Origin of the sequence: Thermus oshimai DSM 12092 (assembly GCF_000373145.1) — a bacterium.
Taxonomy (GTDB): domain Bacteria; phylum Deinococcota; class Deinococci; order Deinococcales; family Thermaceae; genus Thermus; species Thermus oshimai.
This window is the reverse complement of sequence record NZ_KB890603.1, coordinates 156878-176281: the sequence shown is the minus strand read 5'-3', so window position 1 is coordinate 176281 and position 19404 is coordinate 156878. Positions and strand designations below refer to the sequence as shown.

Here is a 19404-nt window from a genome sequence, read left to right as displayed (position 1 = left end):
TCAACCCCTCCTAGAACTTGGGCAGGGCCTTCAGGTCCAGGCCCTCCACCTTAAGCCCCTCCAGGTAGCGGACCAGGGCGTCCAGGTCCTCCTCGGAAAGCTGGGGGAAGCCGGGCATCTTCACCCCCGGCTTCATGGACGCGGGGTCCCGGATCCAGGCCTTCAGGTTCTCCGGGGTGTTCTCCACGATGCCCGCCCCCAGGCTCACCCGGTTGCCCATAAAGCCCAGCTCCGGCCCGATGACCGCGGGGGGCATCTGCCCCTGGACGGCGTGGCAGGCCATGCAGTTCTGCTGGAAGACCTGCTGCCCCTGGGCGTCGGCCACCGGGGGGGTGTAGGCCTTGGCGGCCTCCACGAAGCGCTCAAACTCCTCCTTGGGGACCACCAGGACCCTAAAGAGCATGCGGGCGTGGCTCGGCCCGCAGAGCTCCGCGCAGAAGCCGTAGTAGTTGCCCGGGGTCTCGGGTGTGAAATGGATAAGAGTCTTTTGTCCCGGAATGGCGTCCCGCTTGCCCACAAGGCCCGGCACCCAGAAGGAGTGGATCACGTCCTTGGAGGTGACCTCCAGGGTTACGGGGACCCCCGCGGGGAGGATGAGCTCGTTGGAGTTCCTGAAGCCCAGGTCCGCGTAGTGGAAGTCCCACCAGAACTGGTAGCCCGTGACCTCCACCTTCAGGGCCCCGGGGATGGGTTTGTTGACCAGGATGAGGGCCCGGGCGGTGAGGCCAAAGAGAACCAGGATGATGGCCAAGGGGATGAGGGTCCAAACCACCTCCAGGCGGTCGTTCCCGTGCACCTGGGGCGGCTCCCCCGTCTGGCCGGGCCTGGCCCGGAACTTTAGGGTGATGTAGGCCAAAGACCCCGCCACCACCCCGAAGATCAGCACGGAAAAGGCCAGGACCCATAGGAGAAGCCCGTTGGTCTCCCGGTTTATGGGAGAGGTGGGGTGGGTGATGGCCACCCGGTGGGCCTCCTGGGCCAGGGCCAGACCCCAAAGACCGATGACCGCAAGCGTTCCTCTCATCTTCCCTCCCTATAGCGCCCGATCCACCGCCATGCCCACGAACAAGAGGGCGAGATAGAGCATGGAGTATTTATACAGGGAAACCGCCGCCTTTCGCTCGGGGTGGCGGTAGAGGGCCAGGCTCTTAAGGATAAGCAACCCGTTAAGGATAAGGCTGAAGGCCAGGTAGGTGGGGCCAAGCTCCCCCAGGAGAAGGGGCATCAGGGAGATGAGGGCCGTGAGGACCGCGTAGAGGGCGATCTGGAGCACCGTGACCCTTTCCCCTAAGACCACGGGGAGCATGGGCACCCCCACCGCCCGGTAGTCGTCCTGGATCATGAGGGCCAGGGCCCAGAAGTGCACGGGGGTCCAGAAGAAGATGAGGGCGAAGAGGTACCAGGCGAAGAGGTTAAGGTCCCCCGTCACCGCGGCGTAGCCCACAAGAGGCGGGAAGGCCCCCGCGGCCCCCCCGATGACGATGTTGTGCCAGGTGCGGCGCTTGAGGTAGAGGGTGTAGACCAGGACGTACCAGATGAGCCCCATGAGGGCCAGGGTGGCCGAAAGGAGGTTCGCCCCCCACCAGAGGATGAGGAAGGCGAGAAGGGCCAGGGAGAAGGCGAAGAGGAGGGCATCCCGGCTGGAGATCCTCTGGGTGACCGTGGGCCGCCTCGAGGTCCGCTTCATCCGGGCATCGATGTCCCGGTCCACCACCATGTTGATGGCGTTGGCCGCCCCCGCCATCATGTACCCCCCGAGGGCCACCACCAGGAAGAGCTTGAGCCCAGGCCAGCCCCGGGCGGCGATGAGGGTGGCAAAGAGGGCGGTGAAGAGGAGGAGGCTGATGACCCGGGGCTTGGTGAGGGCCAGGTAGTCCTTCCAGGTGGCCCCCCCCGTGCCCCGGTGGACCTCGCCGCCCCCCTCCCCGAGCTCCACCCGCCGGGCCCCCTGGGCCAAGGCGGCCGCGGACAGGAAGAGGAAGAGGAGCCAGACCCCGTAGGCCAGGAGGAGGTGGAGGAGCTGCATCCAGACCGGGGCCTTCAGCCAGACGTTCACCAGGCCCGCCAGGAGCTGGACCCCGTAGAGGTAGGCCAGGGCGTGGGCCAGGGTGCGGGTGAGGGGGGAGGGCCGGAGGTAGGCCACCAGGTACCCGGCGAAGACCACGTAAAGCCCCACGCTCACCGCGATCAGGGGGTGGAGGACCCGGAGGCGCACCAGGAAGTGCTCCCCGGGGGTGAGGGAGCGCTCCAGGGCCTCGAGGGTGCTCCGCACCGGGAAGAGGAGGTCCCCCAGGGCGGTCACCGCCCCGCTCATCCCCAGGAAGAGGAGGGCCAGGAAGCCAAGAAGAAGGGCACCCCCCACCGCCCCCTGCCCCCTAAGGCGCAAGGGGGCCCCCCCGGAGGCCCACCAGGCGGTGAGGGCCAAGGCGGCCAGGAGGAAGTAGGTGTTGGCCAGGTGGACCATCTGGACCACGGCCCTCTCCGCGCTCACGTTATGAGCGGTCCAGCCGAAGAGGACCAGGGAGGCCCCCACCAGGCTTTCCGTGACCATGAAAAGGAGGGAAAGCCCCGCCCCGAAGCGGGCCGGGTGGCCTTTGGGCAACGCCCTTAGGGCCAGGAGGAAAAGGGCCAAGACGGAAAGGAAGGCCAGGCCGGAGGTGGCCCGGTGGGTGAACTCGATGAGGGTTTCCACCTGGGGCGCGCGGGGGATGATGGCCCCGTTGCAGGTGGGCCAGTGGGCGCCGCACCCGGCCCCCGCCCCGGTGGCCCGCACGTAGGCCCCGAAGAGGGCCACCAGAACGTTCCAGACCAGCACACCCCAGGCGTAAGGTACCATCGCGCGGTTTCTCATAGGATCCCATCCCCCGCCACGGCAGTACCTACCATTCTGCCAAAGGGGCGGCTCTGGGGGGCAAGTACATTTGTCCCTATCACGTAGGCCACCCAGGGGGAAGCCTAATACCCCTTGCCCCTATTTGGCAAGGGGTGGCCTGGCCTACTCCACCTTTGGCCCCGCCTTCCGCACCGCCTCCGGCACCCCGTCCGCGTACTTGGCGAAGTTTTCCTGGAAAAGGTGGGCGAGCTTCCGGGCCTGCCGGTCGTAGGCCTCGGGGTCGGCCCAGGTGGCCCTGGGGTCCAGAAGCTCGGCGGGCACCCCGGGGACCTCGAGGGGCACCTCAAAGCCGAACACCGGGTCCTTCCGGTAGGGCACCCCCTCCAGGACCCCGGAGAGGGCGGCCCGGAGGAGGGCCCGGGTCACGGGCAGGGGGAAGCGGCGGCCCACCCCGTAGGGCCCCCCGGTCCAGCCGGTGTTCACCAGGTAGACCCGGGGGCGGTGGCGGCGGAGCTTCTCCCCCAGCATCTCCGCGTAGACCCCAGGGTGGAGGGGGAGGAAGGGGGCCCCGAAGCAGGCGGAGAAGGTGGCCTTGGGCTCCGTCACCCCCCGCTCGGTGCCCGCCACCCGGGCGGTGTAGCCGGAGATGAAGTAGTACATGGCCTCTTCGGGGGAAAGCCGGGCGATGGGGGGGAGGACCCCGTAGGCGTCCGCGGAGAGGAAGAAGATGGCCTTGGGGTGGCCCGCCACCCCGGACTCCACCACGTTCTCCAGGTGGGCGATGGGGTAGGAGGCGCGGGTGTTTTCCGTCTTGGAATCGTCGTCCCACTCCACCCGGCGGCTTTCCGGGTTCAGCACCACGTTCTCCAGGATGGCCTCAAACTGGTTGGAGGCCTTGTAGATAAGGGGCTCGTACTCGGGGGAGAGGCGGATGACCTTGGCGTAGCACCCCCCCTCGAAGTTGAAGACCCCTTCCTCGCTCCAGCCGTGCTCGTCGTCCCCGATGAGGGGGCGTTCGGGGTCGGTGGAGAGGGTGGTCTTGCCGGTGCCGGAAAGCCCGAAGAAGACCGCCACGTCCCCCTCCTTGCCCACGTTGGCGGAGGCGTGCATGGGGAAGACGCCCTTCTTGGGCATGAGGTAGTTCATCACGGTGAAGATGCTCTTCTTGATCTCCCCCGCGTAGCGGGTGCCCACGATGAGAACCACCCGCTTCCGGAAGCTGATGCCCACGAAGACCTCGCTCCGGGTGCCGTCCCGCTCGGGGTCGGCCAGGAAGTAGGGGGCGTGGACCACGGTGAAGCCGGGGGTGAAGCGCTCCACCTCGTCGTCCTCGGGGAAGCGGCGGGGGAGGATGAACATGTTGCGGGCGAAGAGGGCGTGCCAGGGGCTTTCCGTCACCACCCGTACCGCCAGGCGGTGGCGCCGGTCGGCCCCCGCGTAGAGGTCCTGGACGTAGAGGTCCCGCTCGGAAAGGTAGGCGGTGGCCCGGGCGTAGAGGGCCTCAAAGGCCTCGGGGGGGAAGGGCTGGTTCACCTCCCCCCACCAGATCTCCCCCTCCACCTCGGGGTCTTTCACCACGAACTTGTCCTTGGGGCTTCTGCCCGTGTAGGGGGTGGTGTCCACCACCAAGGATCCCTTGTGGGCCAAAACCCCCTCCCCCCGGGCCAGGGTGTGCTCCACCAGGATGGGGGAAACCGTGTTCCAAAAAACCTGCTTTTTTGGATATATACCAAGGGGCTCCAGGCGCTCCATGCCAGCCTCCTTATGTTTAAGGTATCACAAACTTATTTCCACGCTTCCATTTAGCCCAGGAGGGCCCGGGTCAGGGCCTTGCCCAGCTCCACCCCCGGCTGGTCAAAGGCGTTCACCCCCCAAAGCTCCCCCAGGAGGGCGGTCTGCCACATGAGGTGCTGGAGGAGCCAGCCCACCCCGTAGGGGTCCACCCGTTCCAGGTACAGGGCGTAGACCCGCTGGTCGGCCTCGGCCAGGGCCTGGTAGGTGGCCTCGGCCTCGGCCCTGAGGAGGCGGTGGAAGGTCTTGCCCTGGAGGTAGGCCGCGGCCTCGAGGCCCTCCGCCTTGGGGATCTCCAGGTCCTCCACCGGGTGTTCCGGGATCACCAGGGCGATGAGCTTGTCCGGGGGGCCTTCCCGGAAAAGCTGCACCTGGGCGTGCTGGTCCTGGGGGCCTAGGGCGGGAAGGGCGGTGGTGCCCACCCTCCTCCCCTCCCGATCCCGCTTGCCCAGGGACTCGCTGTGGAGCTGGACGAACCAGAAGGGGAGGTGCTTGAGCCTTTCCGAGTAGACCATGAAGACGCTGATGGGCCGCTCCCTATGGAGGTCCTGGAGGAGGGCGGTGTGGAGGGGAAGGGCCTCCTCCAGCGGCCCTTGGGCCTGGGCGTTGGCCTTCCTGGCCCCCGCGAGGAGGGCCTCCAGGTCCACCCCGGCGAAGGCCAGGGGGAGGAGGCCCACCGGGGAGAGGACGGAGAACCGCCCCCCCACCTCCTCGGGGATGGGGAAGCTCGCAAGGCCCTCCCGTTCGGCAAAGGCCCGCAAGGGGCCCTTCTGGGGATCGGTGGTCACGGCCACGTGGCGGCGCCACCCCTCTCCCAGGGCCTCCTCCAACCAGCGGAGGAAGAGGAGGAAGGCGGCCAGGGTCTCGGCGGTGGCGCCGGACTTGGAAACCACGTTCACCAGGGTTTTCCCGGGGTCCAGCCGGGCGAGGAGGGCCCGTAGGGGCTCGGGCTCCACGTGGTCCACGAAGTGGAAGCGCACCCTCCCGTCCCCGAAGGCGGCCTCCAGGGCCTTGGGGCCAAGGGCGCTTCCCCCGATCCCGATGTGCACGAAGTCCTCCACCCAGGGGTTCGCCTCCCGGTAGCGGCGGATGAGCCTTAGGGTTTCCGTGTCCTCGGGGAGGTCCAGCCAACCGAGCATCGCCCCGGGCTCCCCTTTTCGGGCCAAGAGGGCGGAGCGGGCCTCGAGGAGGCGGGGGGTGTTTTGGCGGAGGGCCTCCCCGAAGCCCGGGAGGAAGCGGGTGTCCAGGCGCAGCATGGGGGTATGTTACCAGCACCGCCAGGCCATCCGGGCCCTTCCTTTATCCTTAAGGCCGTGGGTCCCCAGCTCCTCCGGGCGTTCGCCCTCGCCCTGGGCGGGGGAATCCTGGCCCTGGGGCTCGGCCTGGGGGCGTTTCCCCTCGCCCTCGGGCTTGGCCTCCTCCTCTTCGGAAAGAGGCTTTACCCGGGGGGCTTCCTCTGGCTCGCCTTCCTGCCGGGCTTCCTCCACGCCCCCGGGGCGGGCTGGCCCCTCCTTTGGGCCAAGACCAGCCTGGGCCTTCTCCTCTTGGGGCTCTACCTGGACCGGAGGGAGGGGCTTTGGGCGAGCTTTTTCCTCCTCCCCCCGGCCCTCCCCTTAGGGGCGGCGGGCCTGGGCCTCTTCGGGGCCTTCCACGGCCTCCACCTCCTGGCCCTCGCGGGGCAGCGGGGGTTCTTAAGCCCCTTGGGGGCCCTCCTGCCCCTCCTTTTCGGGGCCATGGGCCTAGCCCTCGCCCACCTCCCCTGGCCCGCCCTCCCCCTCCCCGCCCTTCCCCGCCCTACCCCTTTAGCCCCAAGGCCCCCAGGCCTCCCCGGCGAAGGCGGGGTGGTCTACGCCCCGCCGGAAGGGGGCTTCCCCCCCTGGGTGCCCCTCCTGGACCGGGCCCTGGGGTACGCCCTGCCCCTCGCCCTCCTCCTCCTGCTCCTCACCGGGGCCCTCCTCCTCGGGAGGGGGCGGGGGCCAGCCCTAAGGGGGGTCCACCTCCTCCCCCTCCTCCTCGCCCTGCCCGCCCTCCTGGGGCTCTTCGCCTTTTTGGGAAGCCTGGGGGGTGAGGGCGGGGCGGGAGGGGGGAGCGCGTTGGGGGGCCTGGGGGGCCTCGAGGCCGGGGAACCCCCCAGGGTGGAGCCCGGCCCCCGGGCCCTGGGGGAGGCGGGGGTGGCTCTGGCCGCCCTTTCCGCCTCCCTCACCCTGGCCCTCCTCGCCCTCCTCCTCCTTTTCGCCTGGCGGGCCAGGGGGAAGGAGGCGGGAGGGGAAAAGGAGGAAAAGAGGGGGAGAGGAGGGATTCCCCAAAGGGAGGCCCTGCCCCAAGACCGGGTGCGCCGGGCCTACGCCCTGGCCTTGAAGGCCCTGAAGGCGGAAGGGCTTCCCCGCTTCCCCTTTGAGGGCCCCTTGGCCTACCAGGCCCGTATAGCCCGGGCGCTTCCGGAAGTGGCCCCGGACCTGGCCCGGCTCACCGGGCTTTACCTCCCCGTGCGCTACGGGGGAGAGGTGGGGGAAGAATGCGCCGGGGAAGCGGAAGAAGCCTTGAAGGGTATCCTGAGCGTATGTTCTACGAACGGGTCCGGGAAAGCCTAGCCGGGCGGGTCCTCGTAGGGGAGGAGACCCTCAAGCTCGCCCTCGCCGCCCTCCTCTCGGGGGGGCACCTCCTCCTGGAGGACGTGCCGGGCACCGGCAAGACCACCTTCGCCAAGGCCCTGGCCCGCGCCTTGGGCCTGGCCTTCGGCCGCATCCAGATGACCCCCGACCTCCTGCCCCAGGACCTCACGGGGACCTACCTCCTTCGGGAAGGGAGCCTGGTCTGGGAAAAGGGCCCCCTCTTCGCCCAGGTCCTCCTGGTGGACGAGCTCAACCGGGCCACCCCCAGGACCCAGTCCGCCCTCCTGGAGGCCATGGCCGAGGGGCAGGTGACCCTGGAGGGGAAGACCCACCCCCTCCCGAAGCCCTTCTTCGTCCTGGCCACCCAGAACCCGGTGGAGGAGGAGGGCACCTTTCCCCTCCCCGTGGCCCAGCGGGACCGCTTCGCCGCCCGGCTGGCCCTGGGCTACCCGGACGAAAAGGCCCTGCTCAAGGCCCTTAGGGGCAAGGACCCCCTGGAGGGCCTCACCCCCGTGGCGGGGGCGGAGGAGATCCTAGACCTAAGGCGGCGGGTGGCGGAGGTGAGGGTTTCGGAGGAGCTTTTGGACTACCTCCTGGCCCTTTCCGCCTGGCTCAGGGGACGGGGGGAGGTGCGGCTTGGCCCCTCGCCCCGGGCCCTTCTCCAGGTGGAGCGGCTGGCCCAGGGCCTCGCCCTCCTGGAGGGGCGGGCCTACCTGGTCCCCGAGGACCTGCAGCGGGCCTTCCGGGCGGCCATCCCCCACCGCCTCCTCCTGAGGCTGGAGGCGGAGCTTTCCGGCCTGACCCCCGAGGGCCTGGTGGAGGAGGCCCTTAGGGCGGTGCCCGTTCCGGTGGAAGCGGCGTGAGCCTTCTCCTTCTCCTCGCCCTCCTCTTTGCCCTTTTCCTCGCCCCAAGCCTCCTCCGGGCTCGGGCCCAAGGGGTGGGGCTTCCCGTGGGCTTCCCCGGGGCGGAGGGGGAGGCACGGGTGGAGGTGGAGCTCCTCGCCCCCCTGCCGGTCCTCCTCCGGGGGGAGGTGCCCCCTTGTGCCCCCCTCGGCACCCCGCCTTTACGCCTAGGGGGCCTGGCCTGGGGGCGGCACCGCCTCACCCTCCCCCTCCCCTACCGCCTTCGCCGCCGGGGGGCCCACGCCCTGGCCTTGGGCCTCGAGGCCACGGGCCTCCTGGGCCTCCCCCGAAGGACCCTCCTCCTCCCCTTGGGGGAGGCCCTGGTCTACCCTGCCCTGAGGCCCCTCCCCCCTTTCCGCCCCGCCCCTGGCTTCTTCCTGGAAGGCCTAAGGACCCCAAGGGGTCTTCCCGACCCCCTGGAGGCCAAAGGCCTCCGCCCCTACCGGCCCGGGGACCCCCCGAGGCTTCTTGCCCGGAAGGCCACCTTGCGCCGGGGGGAGCCCTTGGTGCGGGAGCCCGAGCGCAGGATGCAGGGGGCCCTTTTCCTCCACCTGGACGGCCAAAGCCTCCACCCCGCCTACCCGGACCACGCGGCGAGCCTGGCCGCCTGGCTCCTCCTCCAGGCGGAGCGGGAGGGGATGGCCTTCGGGCTTTCCCTGGGAGGGGGGAGGCTTCCCCTGGGCCGGGGCCGGGCCCACCTCCAAAGGGCCCTCGCCCTCCTCGCCCGCTTCGCCCCAAGCCCCACCCCCACCCCCCCGCCCCCCGCGCCCCCGGGGAGCACCTACCTCCTGATCACCCAGGCCGCGGAACGGGCCTTCCTGGAAGGGGCCCTCAAGGGGGCCAAAAGGGCCCGGGAGGGGCTTCTCCTCCTCCTCCCCGAGGGCTATTTCCTCTTCCCGGGGGAGAGGGGGCGGAAGGCCTTCGGCGTCCCCCCGGGGCTCCAGCGGGCCCTGGCGCTCAAAGGGGTCCTCCTGGCCCACGGCCTCCGCCTCCAGGTGGTGCGGGGGCACGAACCCCTGCGCTTTGGGGGAGAATAGGGGCATGGGCTACGTGCCCCCGCCCACCCCCCAGCACGGCCTCGAGGAGGGCCCCGTCCTCCTCAAGGACGGCCGCACCGCCCTCCTCCGCCGGGCCACCCCCAAGGACAAACCCCTTTTCGTGGAGTTCCTAAGCCGGCTCTCCCCGGAAACCCTAAGGATGCGCTTCTTCTCCCCCATCAGCCCCGAGAAGGCCGCGGAGCTCCTCCTCTCCGCCCGCCCCGACGAGGAGAAGGTGACCCTCATCGTCCTGGCCGGGGACCCCCCCAGGATCGTGGCCACGGGGGAGTACGTGCGGGGGAAGGGGGAGGACAAGGCGGAGGTGGCCTTCCTGGTGGACGAGGCCTACCAGGGGAAGGGCCTCGGCACCCTCCTCCTGGAGAGGCTCGCCCTCATCGCCGCCAAAAGGGGGGTGCGCCTCTTCCAGGCCTTCACCCTGGCGGAGAACCAGAAGATGCTCTCCGTTTTCCAGGAAAGCGGCTTCCAGGTGGAGGCCCACCGGGAGGGGGGGGAGGTGGAGGTGCGCTTCCCCATCCTCATGGAGGAGAAAGCGGCGGAGCGCTTTGAGTGGCGGGAGAAGGTCTCCACCATCGCCAGCCTCCACCCCTTCTTCTTCCCCCGGGGGGTGGCGGTGGTGGGGGCGAGCCGCGACCCCGAAAGCATCGGCTACCGGGTGCTGGAGCACCTGGTCTTAGGCCGCTTCCAGGGGCCGGTCTTCCCGGTGAACGAGGCCATCGGACCCGGGGGCACGGTGGGGCCCCTGCTCGCCTACCCCAACCTGGAAAGCCTCCCCCTCCCCGTGGACCTGGCGGTGATCGCGGTGCCCAAGGAGCGGGTGGCCTCCGCCCTCAGGGCTGCGGGCAGGCGGGGGGTGCGGGCGGCCATCGTCCTCACCACCGGCTTCAGCCCAAAGGAGGGGGCGGAGCTTTCGGAGCTCGCCCGGCGGCACGGGATGCGCCTCTTGGGGCCGGGCTCCTTGGGCCTCGTCCACACCCACCCCGAGGTGCGGCTGGCCGCGGGGCTCGTCCCCCTGCCCAAAGCGGGGGGGCTTGCCATCTCCAGCCAGTCCGGCACCCTGGGGCGGGCGGTCATGGCCTACGCGGAGGGGATGGGGCTTGGGGTGTCCGCCTTCGTCTCCTTAGGGGCCAAGGCGGACGTCTCCTCCAACGACCTCCTCCAGTTCTGGGAGGAGGACGAGCGCACGGGCCTCATCCTCCTCTACCTGGAAAGCTTCGGGAACCCCCGGCGCTTCTCCCGCCTGGCCCGGCGGATCGGGAAGAAGAAGCCCATCCTGGCCGTCCACCCCTCCCGCGACCCCCTGGTGCGGGCCCTCTTCGCCCAGGCGGGGGTGATCCGGGCCAACAGCCTCGAGGAGGCCTTTGACGTGGCCGCCCTCCTGGCCTCGGGGAAACTCCCCAGAAACGAGCGGGTCCGCCTCATCGCCAACGCCTCCGGGCCCTCCAACCTGGCCCTGGAGGCCCTAAAGGAGGGGGGGCTTTCCGTGGAGGTCGTGGACCTGGGCTCCACCGCCAAAGGGGAGGACTACGAAAAGGCGGTGGCCGAGGCCCTTTCCTCGGAGGCGGGCACGGTCTTCCTCCTCCACGTGCCCATGGGCTTCGCCTCGGGGGAGGAGGCCCTAAGGCCCCTCTTCCAGGCCCAGGGGGGGGAGAAGCTCCTCATGGCCTGCGTCATGGGGGAGGCGGGCATCCGGGCCCGGGTTCAGGGGGAGATCCCCCTCTACCGCTTCCCCGAGTCCGCGGCCATCGCCCTGGCCCGGGCCTGGGGGTACGCCCGCTGGCGGGCCGAGCCCCTCCACTTCCCCGACTTCCCGGACCTCCAGGTGGAACGGGCCCGGAAGCTCCTGGAAGGCCCCTTGGCGGAAGGGGAGCTCCTAAAGGCCTTCGGCCTCCCCTTGGGGGAAGGGGAGGGCCTCCACCTGAAGCTCAGGGCGGAGCCCCACCCCCTCTTCGGCCCCGTCCTCACCCTCCTCCTCCCCACGCCCCTGGGGGACCAGCCCCTGGGCCAGCGCCTCTCCCCCCTTACGGAAAAGGACGCGGAGGAGCTCCTTGGGCCCCTCAAGGCCGCGGGGGTGGACCCCGGCCCTTACCGGGAGATCCTCCTCCGCCTCTCCCGGCTTTTGGAAGAGCTCCCGGAGGTGGAGCGCGTGGACCTCGAGCTTAAGGGTCCCAGGATCGCCCAGTATGCCCTCCGTCTTAGAAATCGCTAGCCCCAAGAACCCCCGGGTGAAGGCCCTGGCCGAGCTCAAAGAGCGGCGGGGCCGAAAGGAGCAGGGCCTTTTCCTGGTGGAGGGCCTGAGGGAAGTGGAGCGGGCCCTTTCCGCGGGGCTTAGGCCCAAGGTCCTGGTCCTCGGCCCCCAGGCGGGGCCGGAGGGGAAGGCCCTCATGGGGGAGGCGGAGGAGGTCCTCCTCCTCTCCCAAAGGGCCTTGGAGCGGGTTTCCACCCGGGAAAACCCCGCCCAGGTCCTGGCCGCCTTCCCCATCCCCCAAAGGCGCCTTTCCGAGGTGCGCCTGCCCGAAAACCCCCTGGTCCTGGCGGCCATCGGGGTGGAGAAGCCGGGGAACCTGGGGGCCATCCTGAGGAGCGCGGACGCGGCCGGGGCCCACCTGGTCCTGGTGGCCGGGGGGGTGGACCCCTATAGCCCCCAGGTGGTCCACAACGCCACCGGGGTCCTCTTCCACCTCCCCGTCCTCCCGGTTTCCGAGGAGGAGCTGGCCCGGTTCTTAAGGGAACGGGGCCTGAAGACCGTGGCCGCAAGCCCCAGGGGGGAGCGGCTTTACTGGGAGGAGGACTACCGGGGCGGGGTGGCCTTCCTGGTGGGGTCGGAGGACCGGGGCCTAGGCGAGGCCTGGCTGGAGGGGGCAAGGGCGCGGGTGCGGATCCCCATGCGGGGCGTGGCGGACAGCCTCAACGTCTCCGTGGCCGCGGCCCTCCTCCTCTACGAAGCCTTAAGGCAGCGGGGTTTATAAGGGAAGCCTCAACCCCCTTGACAGACCCTAAGGGGCTCCGGAATAATGACCCTTGGCTTGACACTCTCACCCTTTGAGCGTCAAAGGAGGGAGTGGGTATGGCGGAGGTGAAGACCGTGATCAAACCCCTAGGCGACCGCGTGGTGGTCAAGCGGATTGAAGAGGAGCCCAAGACCAAGGGCGGCATCGTCCTGCCCGACACCGCCAAGGAGAAGCCCCAGAAGGGCAAGGTGATCGCGGTGGGCACGGGCCGCGTCCTGGAGAACGGCCAGAAGGTGCCCCTCGAGGTCAAGGAGGGGGACATCGTGGTCTTCGCCAAGTACGGCGGCACGGAGATCGAGATTGACGGCGAGGAGTACGTGATCCTCTCCGAGCGGGACCTCTTGGCGGTCCTTTCCTAAGGAGGTGAGGCATGGCGAAGATCCTGGTGTTTGACGAGGCGGCGCGCCGGGCGCTGGAGCGCGGCGTCAACGCGGTGGCCGATGCGGTGAAGGTGACCCTGGGCCCCCGGGGCCGGAACGTGGTCCTGGAGAAGAAGTTCGGCTCCCCCACCATCACCAAAGACGGGGTGACGGTGGCCAAGGAGATCGAGCTGGAGAACCACCTGGAGAACATCGGGGCCCAGCTCCTCAAGGAGGTGGCCTCCAAGACCAACGACGTGGCCGGCGACGGCACCACCACCGCCACCGTCCTGGCCCAGGCCATCGTGCGGGAGGGCCTGAAGAACGTGGCCGCGGGGGCCAACCCCCTGGCCCTCAAGCGGGGCATTGAGAAGGCCGTGGAGGCCGCGGTGGAGAAGATCCGCTCCTTGGCCATCCCCGTGGAGGACCGGAAGGCCATCGAGGAGGTGGCCACCATCTCCGCCAACGACCCCGACGTGGGCAAGCTCATCGCCGACGCCATGGAGAAGGTGGGCAAGGAGGGGATCATCACCGTTGAGGAGTCCAAGAGCCTGGAGACCGAGCTGAAGTTCGTGGAGGGGTACCAGTTTGACAAGGGGTACATCTCCCCCTACTTCGTCACCAACCCCGAGGCCATGGAGGCGGTCCTGGAGGACGCCTTCATCCTCATCGTGGAGAAGAAGGTCTCCAACGTGCGCGAGCTCCTGCCCGTCCTGGAGCAGGTGGCCCAGACAGGCAAGCCCCTCCTCCTGATCGCCGAGGACGTGGAGGGCGAGGCCCTCGCCACCCTGGTGGTGAACAAGCTCCGGGGCACGCTGAACGTGGCCGCGGTGAAGGCCCCCGGCTTCGGTGACCGCCGCAAGGAGATGCTCAAGGACATCGCCGCGGTCACCGGCGGCACGGTGATCTCCGAGGAGCTCGGCTTCAAGCTGGAGAACGCCACCCTCTCCATGCTGGGCCGGGCCGAGCGGGTGCGGATCACCAAGGACGAGACCACCATCGTGGGCGGCAAGGGCAAGAAGGAGGACATCGAGGCCCGCATCAACGGCATCAAGAAGGAGCTGGAGACCACCGACAGCGAGTACGCCAAGGAGAAGCTCCAGGAGCGGCTGGCCAAGCTGGCGGGCGGCGTGGCGGTGATCCGGGTGGGCGCGGCCACCGAGACCGAGCTCAAGGAGAAGAAGCACCGCTTTGAGGACGCCCTCTCCGCCACCCGGGCCGCGGTGGAGGAGGGCATCGTCCCCGGCGGCGGCGTGACCCTCCTTCGGGCCATCAGCGCGGTGGAGGAGCTCATCGCCAAGCTGGAGGGGGACGAGGCCACCGGGGCCAAGATCGTGCGCCGGGCCCTGGAGGAGCCCGCCCGCCAGATCGCGGAGAACGCCGGTTACGAGGGCTCCGTCATCGTGCAGAAGATCCTCTCCGAGACCAAGAACCCCCGCTACGGCTTCAACGCCGCCACCGGGGAGTTCGTGGACATGGTGGAGGCGGGCATCGTGGACCCCGCCAAGGTGACCCGCTCCGCCCTGCAGAACGCCTCCTCCATCGGCGCCCTCATCCTCACCACCGAGGCGGTGGTGGCGGAGAAGCCCGAGAAGAAGGAGTCCACCCCTGCCCCCGCGGGCGCCGGGGACATGGACTTCTAAGGCCTAGAAGGCTAACCCCCCGGGAAGTTCCCGGGGGGTTTTTTATGCCCCGCCGAGGGGCCCAAAGACTAAAGGCCGTAGAGGGCGCGGTACTTGGCCTCGAGGTAGTCCAGGAAGGCCCGGGCGGAAGGGGGTTCCCCGGTGACCTTTTCCACCAGGGCCCGGGGGCGGAGGCGGCTCCCCTCCTGGTGGATGTTCCTGCGGGTCCAGTCCAAAAAGGGCCGGAACTCCCCCCGGGCGAACAGGGGCTCCAGGGGGCCGAGGTCGGCCTCGGCCTTCTTGAAGAACTGGGCGGCGTAGAGGTTCCCCAGGGTGTAGGTGGGGAAGTAGCCGAAAAGCCCCCCGGACCAGTGCACGTCCTGCATAACCCCGTCCTTGTAGTCCTTGGGGGCCACGCCTAGGTAGGCCCGGTACTTTTCCGCCCAGGCCCCGGGGAGGTCCTCCAGGGCGAGCTCCCCCCGGAAAAGGGCCAGCTCCAGCTCCAGCCGCACCAGGATGTGGAGGTTGTAAGTGACCTCGTCCGCCTCCACCCGGATGAGGGATGGCTCCACCGCGTTGATGGCGAAGTGGAACTGGTCCAGAGAAACGTCCGCCAGGCTAGCGAAGACCTCCTTGGCCCGGGGGAAGAACCGCTCCCAGAAGCCCCGGGAGCGGCCCACCAGGTTCTCCCAGGTGCGGCTTTGGGACTCGTGGACCCCCAAGGAGACCGCCTCCCCCCGGGGGGTGCCCCAGTGCGCCTTGGGCAGGCCCTGCTCGTAGAGGGCGTGGCCCATCTCGTGCAGGGTGCCGAAAATCCCCGCGTTGAAGAAGTCCTCAAAGTAGCGGGTGGTGATGCGCACGTCCCCGGGGCCGATGGCGATCTCAAAGGGGTGGGCGGTGGGGTCCAGGCGGCCGGCCTCGAGGTCGTAGCCGCAGGCCTCCAGGAGCTCCAGGGCGAAGGCCCGCTGGGCCTCCTTGGGGTAGGGGCGGTGGAGGAGGGCGGTGTCGGGGCGCCTGGGGCTTCCCAGGATGCGGTCCAGAAGCCCCCTTAGCCCCCCCTCCAGCTCCCGGAAAAGGGGTTCTAACTCCCGAACCCGCATCCCCGGCTCGTACCCGTCCAGGAGGGCATCGTAAAGCTCCCCGTAAGGGGGGTCCCCGGGGGCGGGGGGGAGGGCGAAGAGGACCTCCGCCTTCTCCTTGGTGAGGCTAAAGACCCGGCGGAGGTAGGGCAGAAAGCCCTGCCAGTCGTCCCTGGGCCGGGCCTCCTCCCAGAAGCTTTCCGCCTCGCTCTCCGCCTCGGCGAGCTCCACCGCAAGCCTTTCGGGGATGGCCCGCATCCTCTCGTAGGCCTGGCGCCACTCCCGCACGTTCACCGCCGGGTCGGAGAGGGGGTCCTGGACCAGGGGGCTTCCCTCCACCTTCTCCAGCCACTCCCCGACGCGGGGGTCGGTGGAGCGCTGGTGGAGGAGGCGGGCCAGGGCGGCCATCTGCCGGGCCCGGTGCTCGTGGCCCTTCTTGGGGATCATGGTCCGCTGGTCCCAGGCGGCCAGGGCCCCCAAGGAGGCCAGGTAGGCGGTCTCCTTGTGCCAGGTGAGGAGGGCCTGATAGGCGTCTTCCGGTTTCACGGAGCCATCCTACCAGAGGGGCCCCTCGAGGACCCTAACCTTCCCCCCAAAGGGGCCTACCCTCCCAACCCCCCCACGCGGCGGAAGGGCGCCGCCCACCACCCCCCCTTTTGGGGCTCCCAGCGAAACACACGCCCCGGCGGGGTACCTAGACCCTGACCCCCGGCACGCCCCAGCCCCCGTAGGCGTAAAACCGCCCCCGTTCCCCCTTGAGGTAGCCCATGAGGGGCTCAAACAGGGGGAGGTGGCCCTTCAGCCTAGCCTCCACCTCCTCCGGGGCGTAAAAGCGGGCCTCCACGATGTGGCCGTCGGGGTCTTTGGGGTTCAAAAGCCCCTCGTAGGAGGCCCGGAAGGCCATGGCCAGGGTGCGCTCGTTCTTGCGCCGGTCCTCCACCTGGACCACGTAGGCCAGGTGCTCTATGGCCTTCACCCTAAGGCCCGTCTCCTCCCGCACCTCCCGCACCAGGGCTTCCAGCGCCGTCTCCCCCGCCTCCACCGTGCCCCCCGGGAGGGTGTAGCGCACCTGGCCCCGCCGCCCCCAGTCGTTCCCCACCAGGAGCACCCGCCCCTGGCGGTCCAGGAGGATGGCCGCCACCACCAGGATCTCGCGGCGCATCACGCTTCGGTCATGGCCTCCAGCTGGCGCTCCTGGTCCGCCTTCTTGAGGGCCTCCAGGAGGGGCTGGAGGCGGCCCGAGAGGACCCCCTCGAGGTCGTGGGTGGTGAAGCCGATGCGGTGGTCCGTGACCCGGGACTGGGGGAAGTTGTAGGTGCGGATCTTCTCCGCCCGCTCCCCGGTGCCGATCTGGGCCAGCCGGGTCTGCCTTAGCTTTTCCGCCTCCTCCTGGCGCTTCATCTCCAGGAGGCGGCTCCGCAGGATCATGAGGGCCTTCTCCCGGTTCTTGATCTGGCTGCGGGAGTCCTGGCAGGTGACCATGATCCCCGTGGGCAGGTGGACCACCCGCACGGCGCTATCCGTGGTGTTCACCCCCTGGCCCCCGGGGCCCGAGGCCCGCATCACGTCAATGCGGATCTCGTCCATGTTGAGCTGGAAGTCGGACTCCTCCGCCTTGGGCAGGACGGCCACCGTGGCCGTGGAGGTGTGGATGCGCCCCTGGGTCTCGGTGGCGGGCACCCGCTGCACCCGGTGCACCCCGCTCTCGTACTTCAGGGTGCCGTAGGCCCCGGGGCCGCGGATCTCCACCACCACCTTGGAAAACCCGCCAAGGCCGGTGGGGTTGGAGTCCAGGATCTCCGTCTGGAAGCCCATCTCCTCGGCAAAGCGAAGGTACATCTCCAAGAGGTCCCGGGCAAAAAGGGCCGCCTCCTCCCCCCCGGTGCCGGCCCGGATCTCCAGGATGGCGTCCTTCTCGTCCAAGGGGTCCTTGGGGAGCAGGTGGCGCTCCAGCTCCTTCTCCAGCCGGGCCTTCTCCGCAAGAAGGGCCTCCCGTTCCGCCTTGGCCACCTCTTTGAGCTCGGGGTCCTCGAGGAGGCTTTCCGCCCCCTCCAGGTCCTCCAGGACCTTGCGGTAGGCGCGGATCAAGGCGATGACCTCCCCCATCTCCGCGTACCGCCGGGAAAGGGCCTGGTAGCGCGCGGGGTCTTTTAGGACCTCGGGGTCCGCCAGGCGCGCTTCCAGCTCCCGGTACTCCTCTTCTAGGCGCGCAAGCTTGTCCAGCATACCTACCCTCAGGATACCCCAAAGGGGGCTTTACCCGGTTTTTAGGTTTGCCTAAAATAGGGGCATGGACCCGATCCTCTACGCCCTCCTCGGGGGGCTCTTCACCTGGGGCCTCACCGCGGTGGGGGCGGCCAGCGTCTTCCTCACCAAGGAGCCCAGCCGCAAGCTCCTGGACGGGATGCTGGGCTTTACCGCTGGGGTGATGCTGGCGGCCAGCGTCTTCTCCCTCCTCCTCCCCGGCATGGAGGCCGCGGAGGCCCAGGGGATGAACCCCCTGGTGCCCGCCATCCTGGGCTTCCTCCTGGGGGGCGGGCTGATCCGGCTTCTGGACGCGGTCTTGCCCCACCTCCACCTGGGCGAGCCCCGGGAGGCCGCGGAGGGCCCCAAGACCCCCTGGCGGCGCACCACCCTGCTCATCCTGGCCATCACCCTGCACAACTTCCCCGAGGGCCTGGCGGTGGGGGTGGCCTTCGGGGCCGTGGGGGCCGACCCCACGGGGGCGGCCACCCTGGGCGGGGCCATCGCCCTGGCCCTGGGGATCGGCATCCAAAACGTCCCCGAGGGCCTGGCGGTGGCCTGGCCCCTGAGGCGGGCCGGGGTGAGCCCGGGGGTGGCCTGGTTTTACGGCCAGCTTTCCGCCCTTCTAGAGCCCCTGGCCGCCCTCCTGGGGGCCGCCCTGGTGGCCCACATGATGGCCCTCCTCCCCTACTTCATGGCCCTGGCCGCGGGGGCCATGGTCTACGTTATCGTGGAGGAGGTCATCCCGGAAAGCCAGAAGGAAAGCGGGGACATCTCCACCTTGGGGGCCATGCTGGGCTTCGCCGTCATGATGGCCCTGGACGTGGCCCTGGGCTAAAGGAGCGCCTTGAGATCGGCCACCACCTTGTCCGTCTCCTCCACCTTGTCGGGGCTGAAGAGGAGGACGAGCTTCCCGCCCTGGACCACAAAGGTGGTGGCCGTGTGGTCCACCAGGTAGTCCTCCGGGGAGCGGTACTGGCTTATCTGGTAGTAGACCCCAAAGGTCTGAGCGGTCTGGCGCACGGCCTCCTCGCTACCGGAAAGCCCCAGGAAACGGGGGTTAAAGGCCTTGGCGTACTGGTCGGCCACCTGGGGAGAATCCCTCTTGGGGTCCACGCTGACGAAGATCACCTGTACCCTTTCCTGTTCCCCTGGGGAAAGCCCCTCATAGGCCCGCTTCAGGGCCAGCATGGTGGTGGGGCAGACGTCGGGGCAGTGGACGTAGCCGAAGAAGAGGAGGACCAGCTTGTCCCCAAGCTCGGAAAGGCGCACCGGGCCTTCCGGCCCCTCCAGGACGAAGTCCACGGGCTTGGGGTTGAGGAGCCGGGTGCCGTGGAACGCGTGGCCCCCTTTGGGAAGGAGGAGGTACCCCAGGAGGAGAAGCCCGGCCACGATGAGGAAAGGCAAGACCCGCTTCATCGCATCTCCACAGGGAGCAAGACCTTGACCCTAAGCCCCCCCTGGAAGACCAGGGTGAGCTCCACCTTCTCCCCCGCCTCCAGGGGGCGCTTCAGGCCCTCCAACATGAGGTGGTACCCCCCGGGCTTGAGCTCCACCCGCCCCCCGGGGGGCAGGTCCAGGTGGGGAACGGGGCGCATGCCCATCACCGTCTGCCCTTCCCGCTGGAGGTGGTAGGTCTCGTGCAGGGAAACCCGCTCGGCCACCGGGGTTTCCGCCCCGAGGAGGCGGAGGGGCTTATCCCCCCGGTTCACCAGGGTGAGGTAGGCCGCGGTGGTCTTGGCCGTGGGGGAAAGGAGCCGGACCCAGCCGGGCAGGACCTCCACCTGGGCCAAGGCCAACAGCACAAAGGGCATCAGCAAGACCAGGCGCCGCATGGGCTTAGGGTACCCGGGGGAAGGGGGACATTTGTACTGCCCTCTTGGGAGGGGGTAGGCT

General features: G+C 69.4%; 17 protein-coding genes. 8 read left to right on the top strand and 9 right to left on the bottom strand.

Annotated features, from left to right (window positions below; translation table 11 throughout):
* Nucleotides 1–10: 10 nt before the first annotated feature.
* The 4 genes from coxB to B043_RS0103230 all read right to left on the bottom strand — a co-directional run bounded on the left by coxB (nucleotide 11) and on the right by B043_RS0103230 (nucleotide 5880).
* Nucleotides 11–1024, bottom strand: coding sequence for a cytochrome c oxidase subunit II (gene coxB / locus B043_RS0103245; RefSeq protein WP_016328324.1), 1014 nt, complete (start codon nucleotides 1022–1024; stop codon nucleotides 11–13).
* Nucleotides 1025–1033: 9 nt separating this feature from the next.
* The gene (locus B043_RS0103240; protein ID WP_026234107.1) at nucleotides 1034–2851 is read right to left on the bottom strand and encodes a heme o synthase; all 1818 of its coding nucleotides are present in this window, start codon (nucleotides 2849–2851) and stop codon (nucleotides 1034–1036) included.
* Nucleotides 2852–2995: 144 nt separating this feature from the next.
* Nucleotides 2996–4585 (bottom strand): phosphoenolpyruvate carboxykinase (ATP), encoded by a 1590-nt coding sequence (gene pckA / locus B043_RS0103235; RefSeq protein ID WP_018460930.1) that lies wholly within the window; start codon nucleotides 4583–4585, stop codon nucleotides 2996–2998.
* A gap of 50 nt (nucleotides 4586–4635) precedes the next feature.
* On the bottom strand, nucleotides 4636–5880 hold the full coding sequence (locus B043_RS0103230; protein ID WP_018460929.1) for a hypothetical protein: 1245 nt from the start codon (nucleotides 5878–5880) through the stop codon (nucleotides 4636–4638).
* Between the two features lie 57 nt (nucleotides 5881–5937).
* Between B043_RS0103230 and B043_RS0103225 the strand changes: the two genes are divergently transcribed.
* From B043_RS0103225 to groL, 7 genes are all read left to right on the top strand, one after another.
* Nucleotides 5938–7215, top strand: a complete 1278-nt coding sequence (locus B043_RS0103225) for a DUF4129 domain-containing protein (protein WP_245538869.1) — start codon at nucleotides 5938–5940, stop codon at nucleotides 7213–7215.
* Complete coding sequence (locus B043_RS0103220) at nucleotides 7185–8099, top strand: AAA family ATPase (protein ID WP_018460928.1); 915 nt, start codon at nucleotides 7185–7187, stop codon at nucleotides 8097–8099. Before B043_RS0103225 ends, B043_RS0103220 begins: the two co-directional genes overlap by 31 nt.
* The gene (locus B043_RS0103215) at nucleotides 8096–9175 is read left to right on the top strand and encodes a DUF58 domain-containing protein (RefSeq protein WP_018460927.1); all 1080 of its coding nucleotides are present in this window, start codon (nucleotides 8096–8098) and stop codon (nucleotides 9173–9175) included. Before B043_RS0103220 ends, B043_RS0103215 begins: the two co-directional genes overlap by 4 nt.
* A 4-nt stretch (nucleotides 9176–9179) precedes the next feature.
* Complete coding sequence (locus B043_RS0103210; RefSeq protein ID WP_018460926.1) at nucleotides 9180–11402, top strand: GNAT family N-acetyltransferase; 2223 nt, start codon at nucleotides 9180–9182, stop codon at nucleotides 11400–11402.
* Nucleotides 11377–12162, top strand: coding sequence for a TrmH family RNA methyltransferase (locus B043_RS0103205; RefSeq protein ID WP_016328318.1), 786 nt, complete (start codon nucleotides 11377–11379; stop codon nucleotides 12160–12162). Before B043_RS0103210 ends, B043_RS0103205 begins: the two co-directional genes overlap by 26 nt.
* Nucleotides 12163–12260: 98 nt before the next feature.
* Complete coding sequence (groES, locus tag B043_RS0103200) at nucleotides 12261–12563, top strand: co-chaperone GroES (RefSeq protein WP_016328317.1); 303 nt, start codon at nucleotides 12261–12263, stop codon at nucleotides 12561–12563.
* Nucleotides 12564–12574: 11 nt separating this feature from the next.
* Nucleotides 12575–14206, top strand: a complete 1632-nt coding sequence (groL, locus tag B043_RS0103195) for a chaperonin GroEL (RefSeq protein ID WP_016328316.1) — start codon at nucleotides 12575–12577, stop codon at nucleotides 14204–14206.
* A gap of 68 nt (nucleotides 14207–14274) precedes the next feature.
* Here the strand turns inward: groL and B043_RS0103190 are convergent, their stop codons facing one another.
* The 3 genes from B043_RS0103190 to prfA all read right to left on the bottom strand — a co-directional run bounded on the left by B043_RS0103190 (nucleotide 14275) and on the right by prfA (nucleotide 17490).
* Nucleotides 14275–15810 carry a carboxypeptidase M32 gene (locus tag B043_RS0103190; protein ID WP_016328315.1) on the bottom strand — a complete coding sequence of 512 codons (1536 nt, stop codon included), beginning with the start codon at nucleotides 15808–15810 and terminating at the stop codon, nucleotides 14275–14277.
* A gap of 148 nt (nucleotides 15811–15958) precedes the next feature.
* The gene (locus tag B043_RS0103185) at nucleotides 15959–16426 is read right to left on the bottom strand and encodes an NUDIX hydrolase (RefSeq protein ID WP_016328314.1); all 468 of its coding nucleotides are present in this window, start codon (nucleotides 16424–16426) and stop codon (nucleotides 15959–15961) included.
* Nucleotides 16426–17490, bottom strand: a complete 1065-nt coding sequence (prfA, locus tag B043_RS0103180) for a peptide chain release factor 1 (RefSeq protein WP_018460925.1) — start codon at nucleotides 17488–17490, stop codon at nucleotides 16426–16428. The genes B043_RS0103185 and prfA overlap by 1 nt, the downstream gene beginning before the upstream one ends.
* Before the next feature lie 64 nt (nucleotides 17491–17554).
* Here prfA and B043_RS0103175 point away from each other — a divergent pair, with 64 nt between their 5' ends.
* The gene (locus B043_RS0103175; RefSeq protein WP_018460924.1) at nucleotides 17555–18346 is read left to right on the top strand and encodes a ZIP family metal transporter; all 792 of its coding nucleotides are present in this window, start codon (nucleotides 17555–17557) and stop codon (nucleotides 18344–18346) included.
* Here the strand turns inward: B043_RS0103175 and B043_RS0103170 are convergent.
* Nucleotides 18343–18927: an SCO family protein gene (locus tag B043_RS0103170; RefSeq protein WP_016328311.1), complete on the bottom strand. Its 585-nt coding sequence runs from the start codon at nucleotides 18925–18927 to the stop codon at nucleotides 18343–18345. The genes B043_RS0103175 and B043_RS0103170 overlap by 4 nt on opposite strands.
* The gene (locus B043_RS0103165) at nucleotides 18924–19343 is read right to left on the bottom strand and encodes a copper chaperone PCu(A)C (protein WP_026234105.1); all 420 of its coding nucleotides are present in this window, start codon (nucleotides 19341–19343) and stop codon (nucleotides 18924–18926) included. Before B043_RS0103165 ends, B043_RS0103170 begins: the two co-directional genes overlap by 4 nt.
* Between the last annotated feature and the right edge of the window lie 61 nt (nucleotides 19344–19404).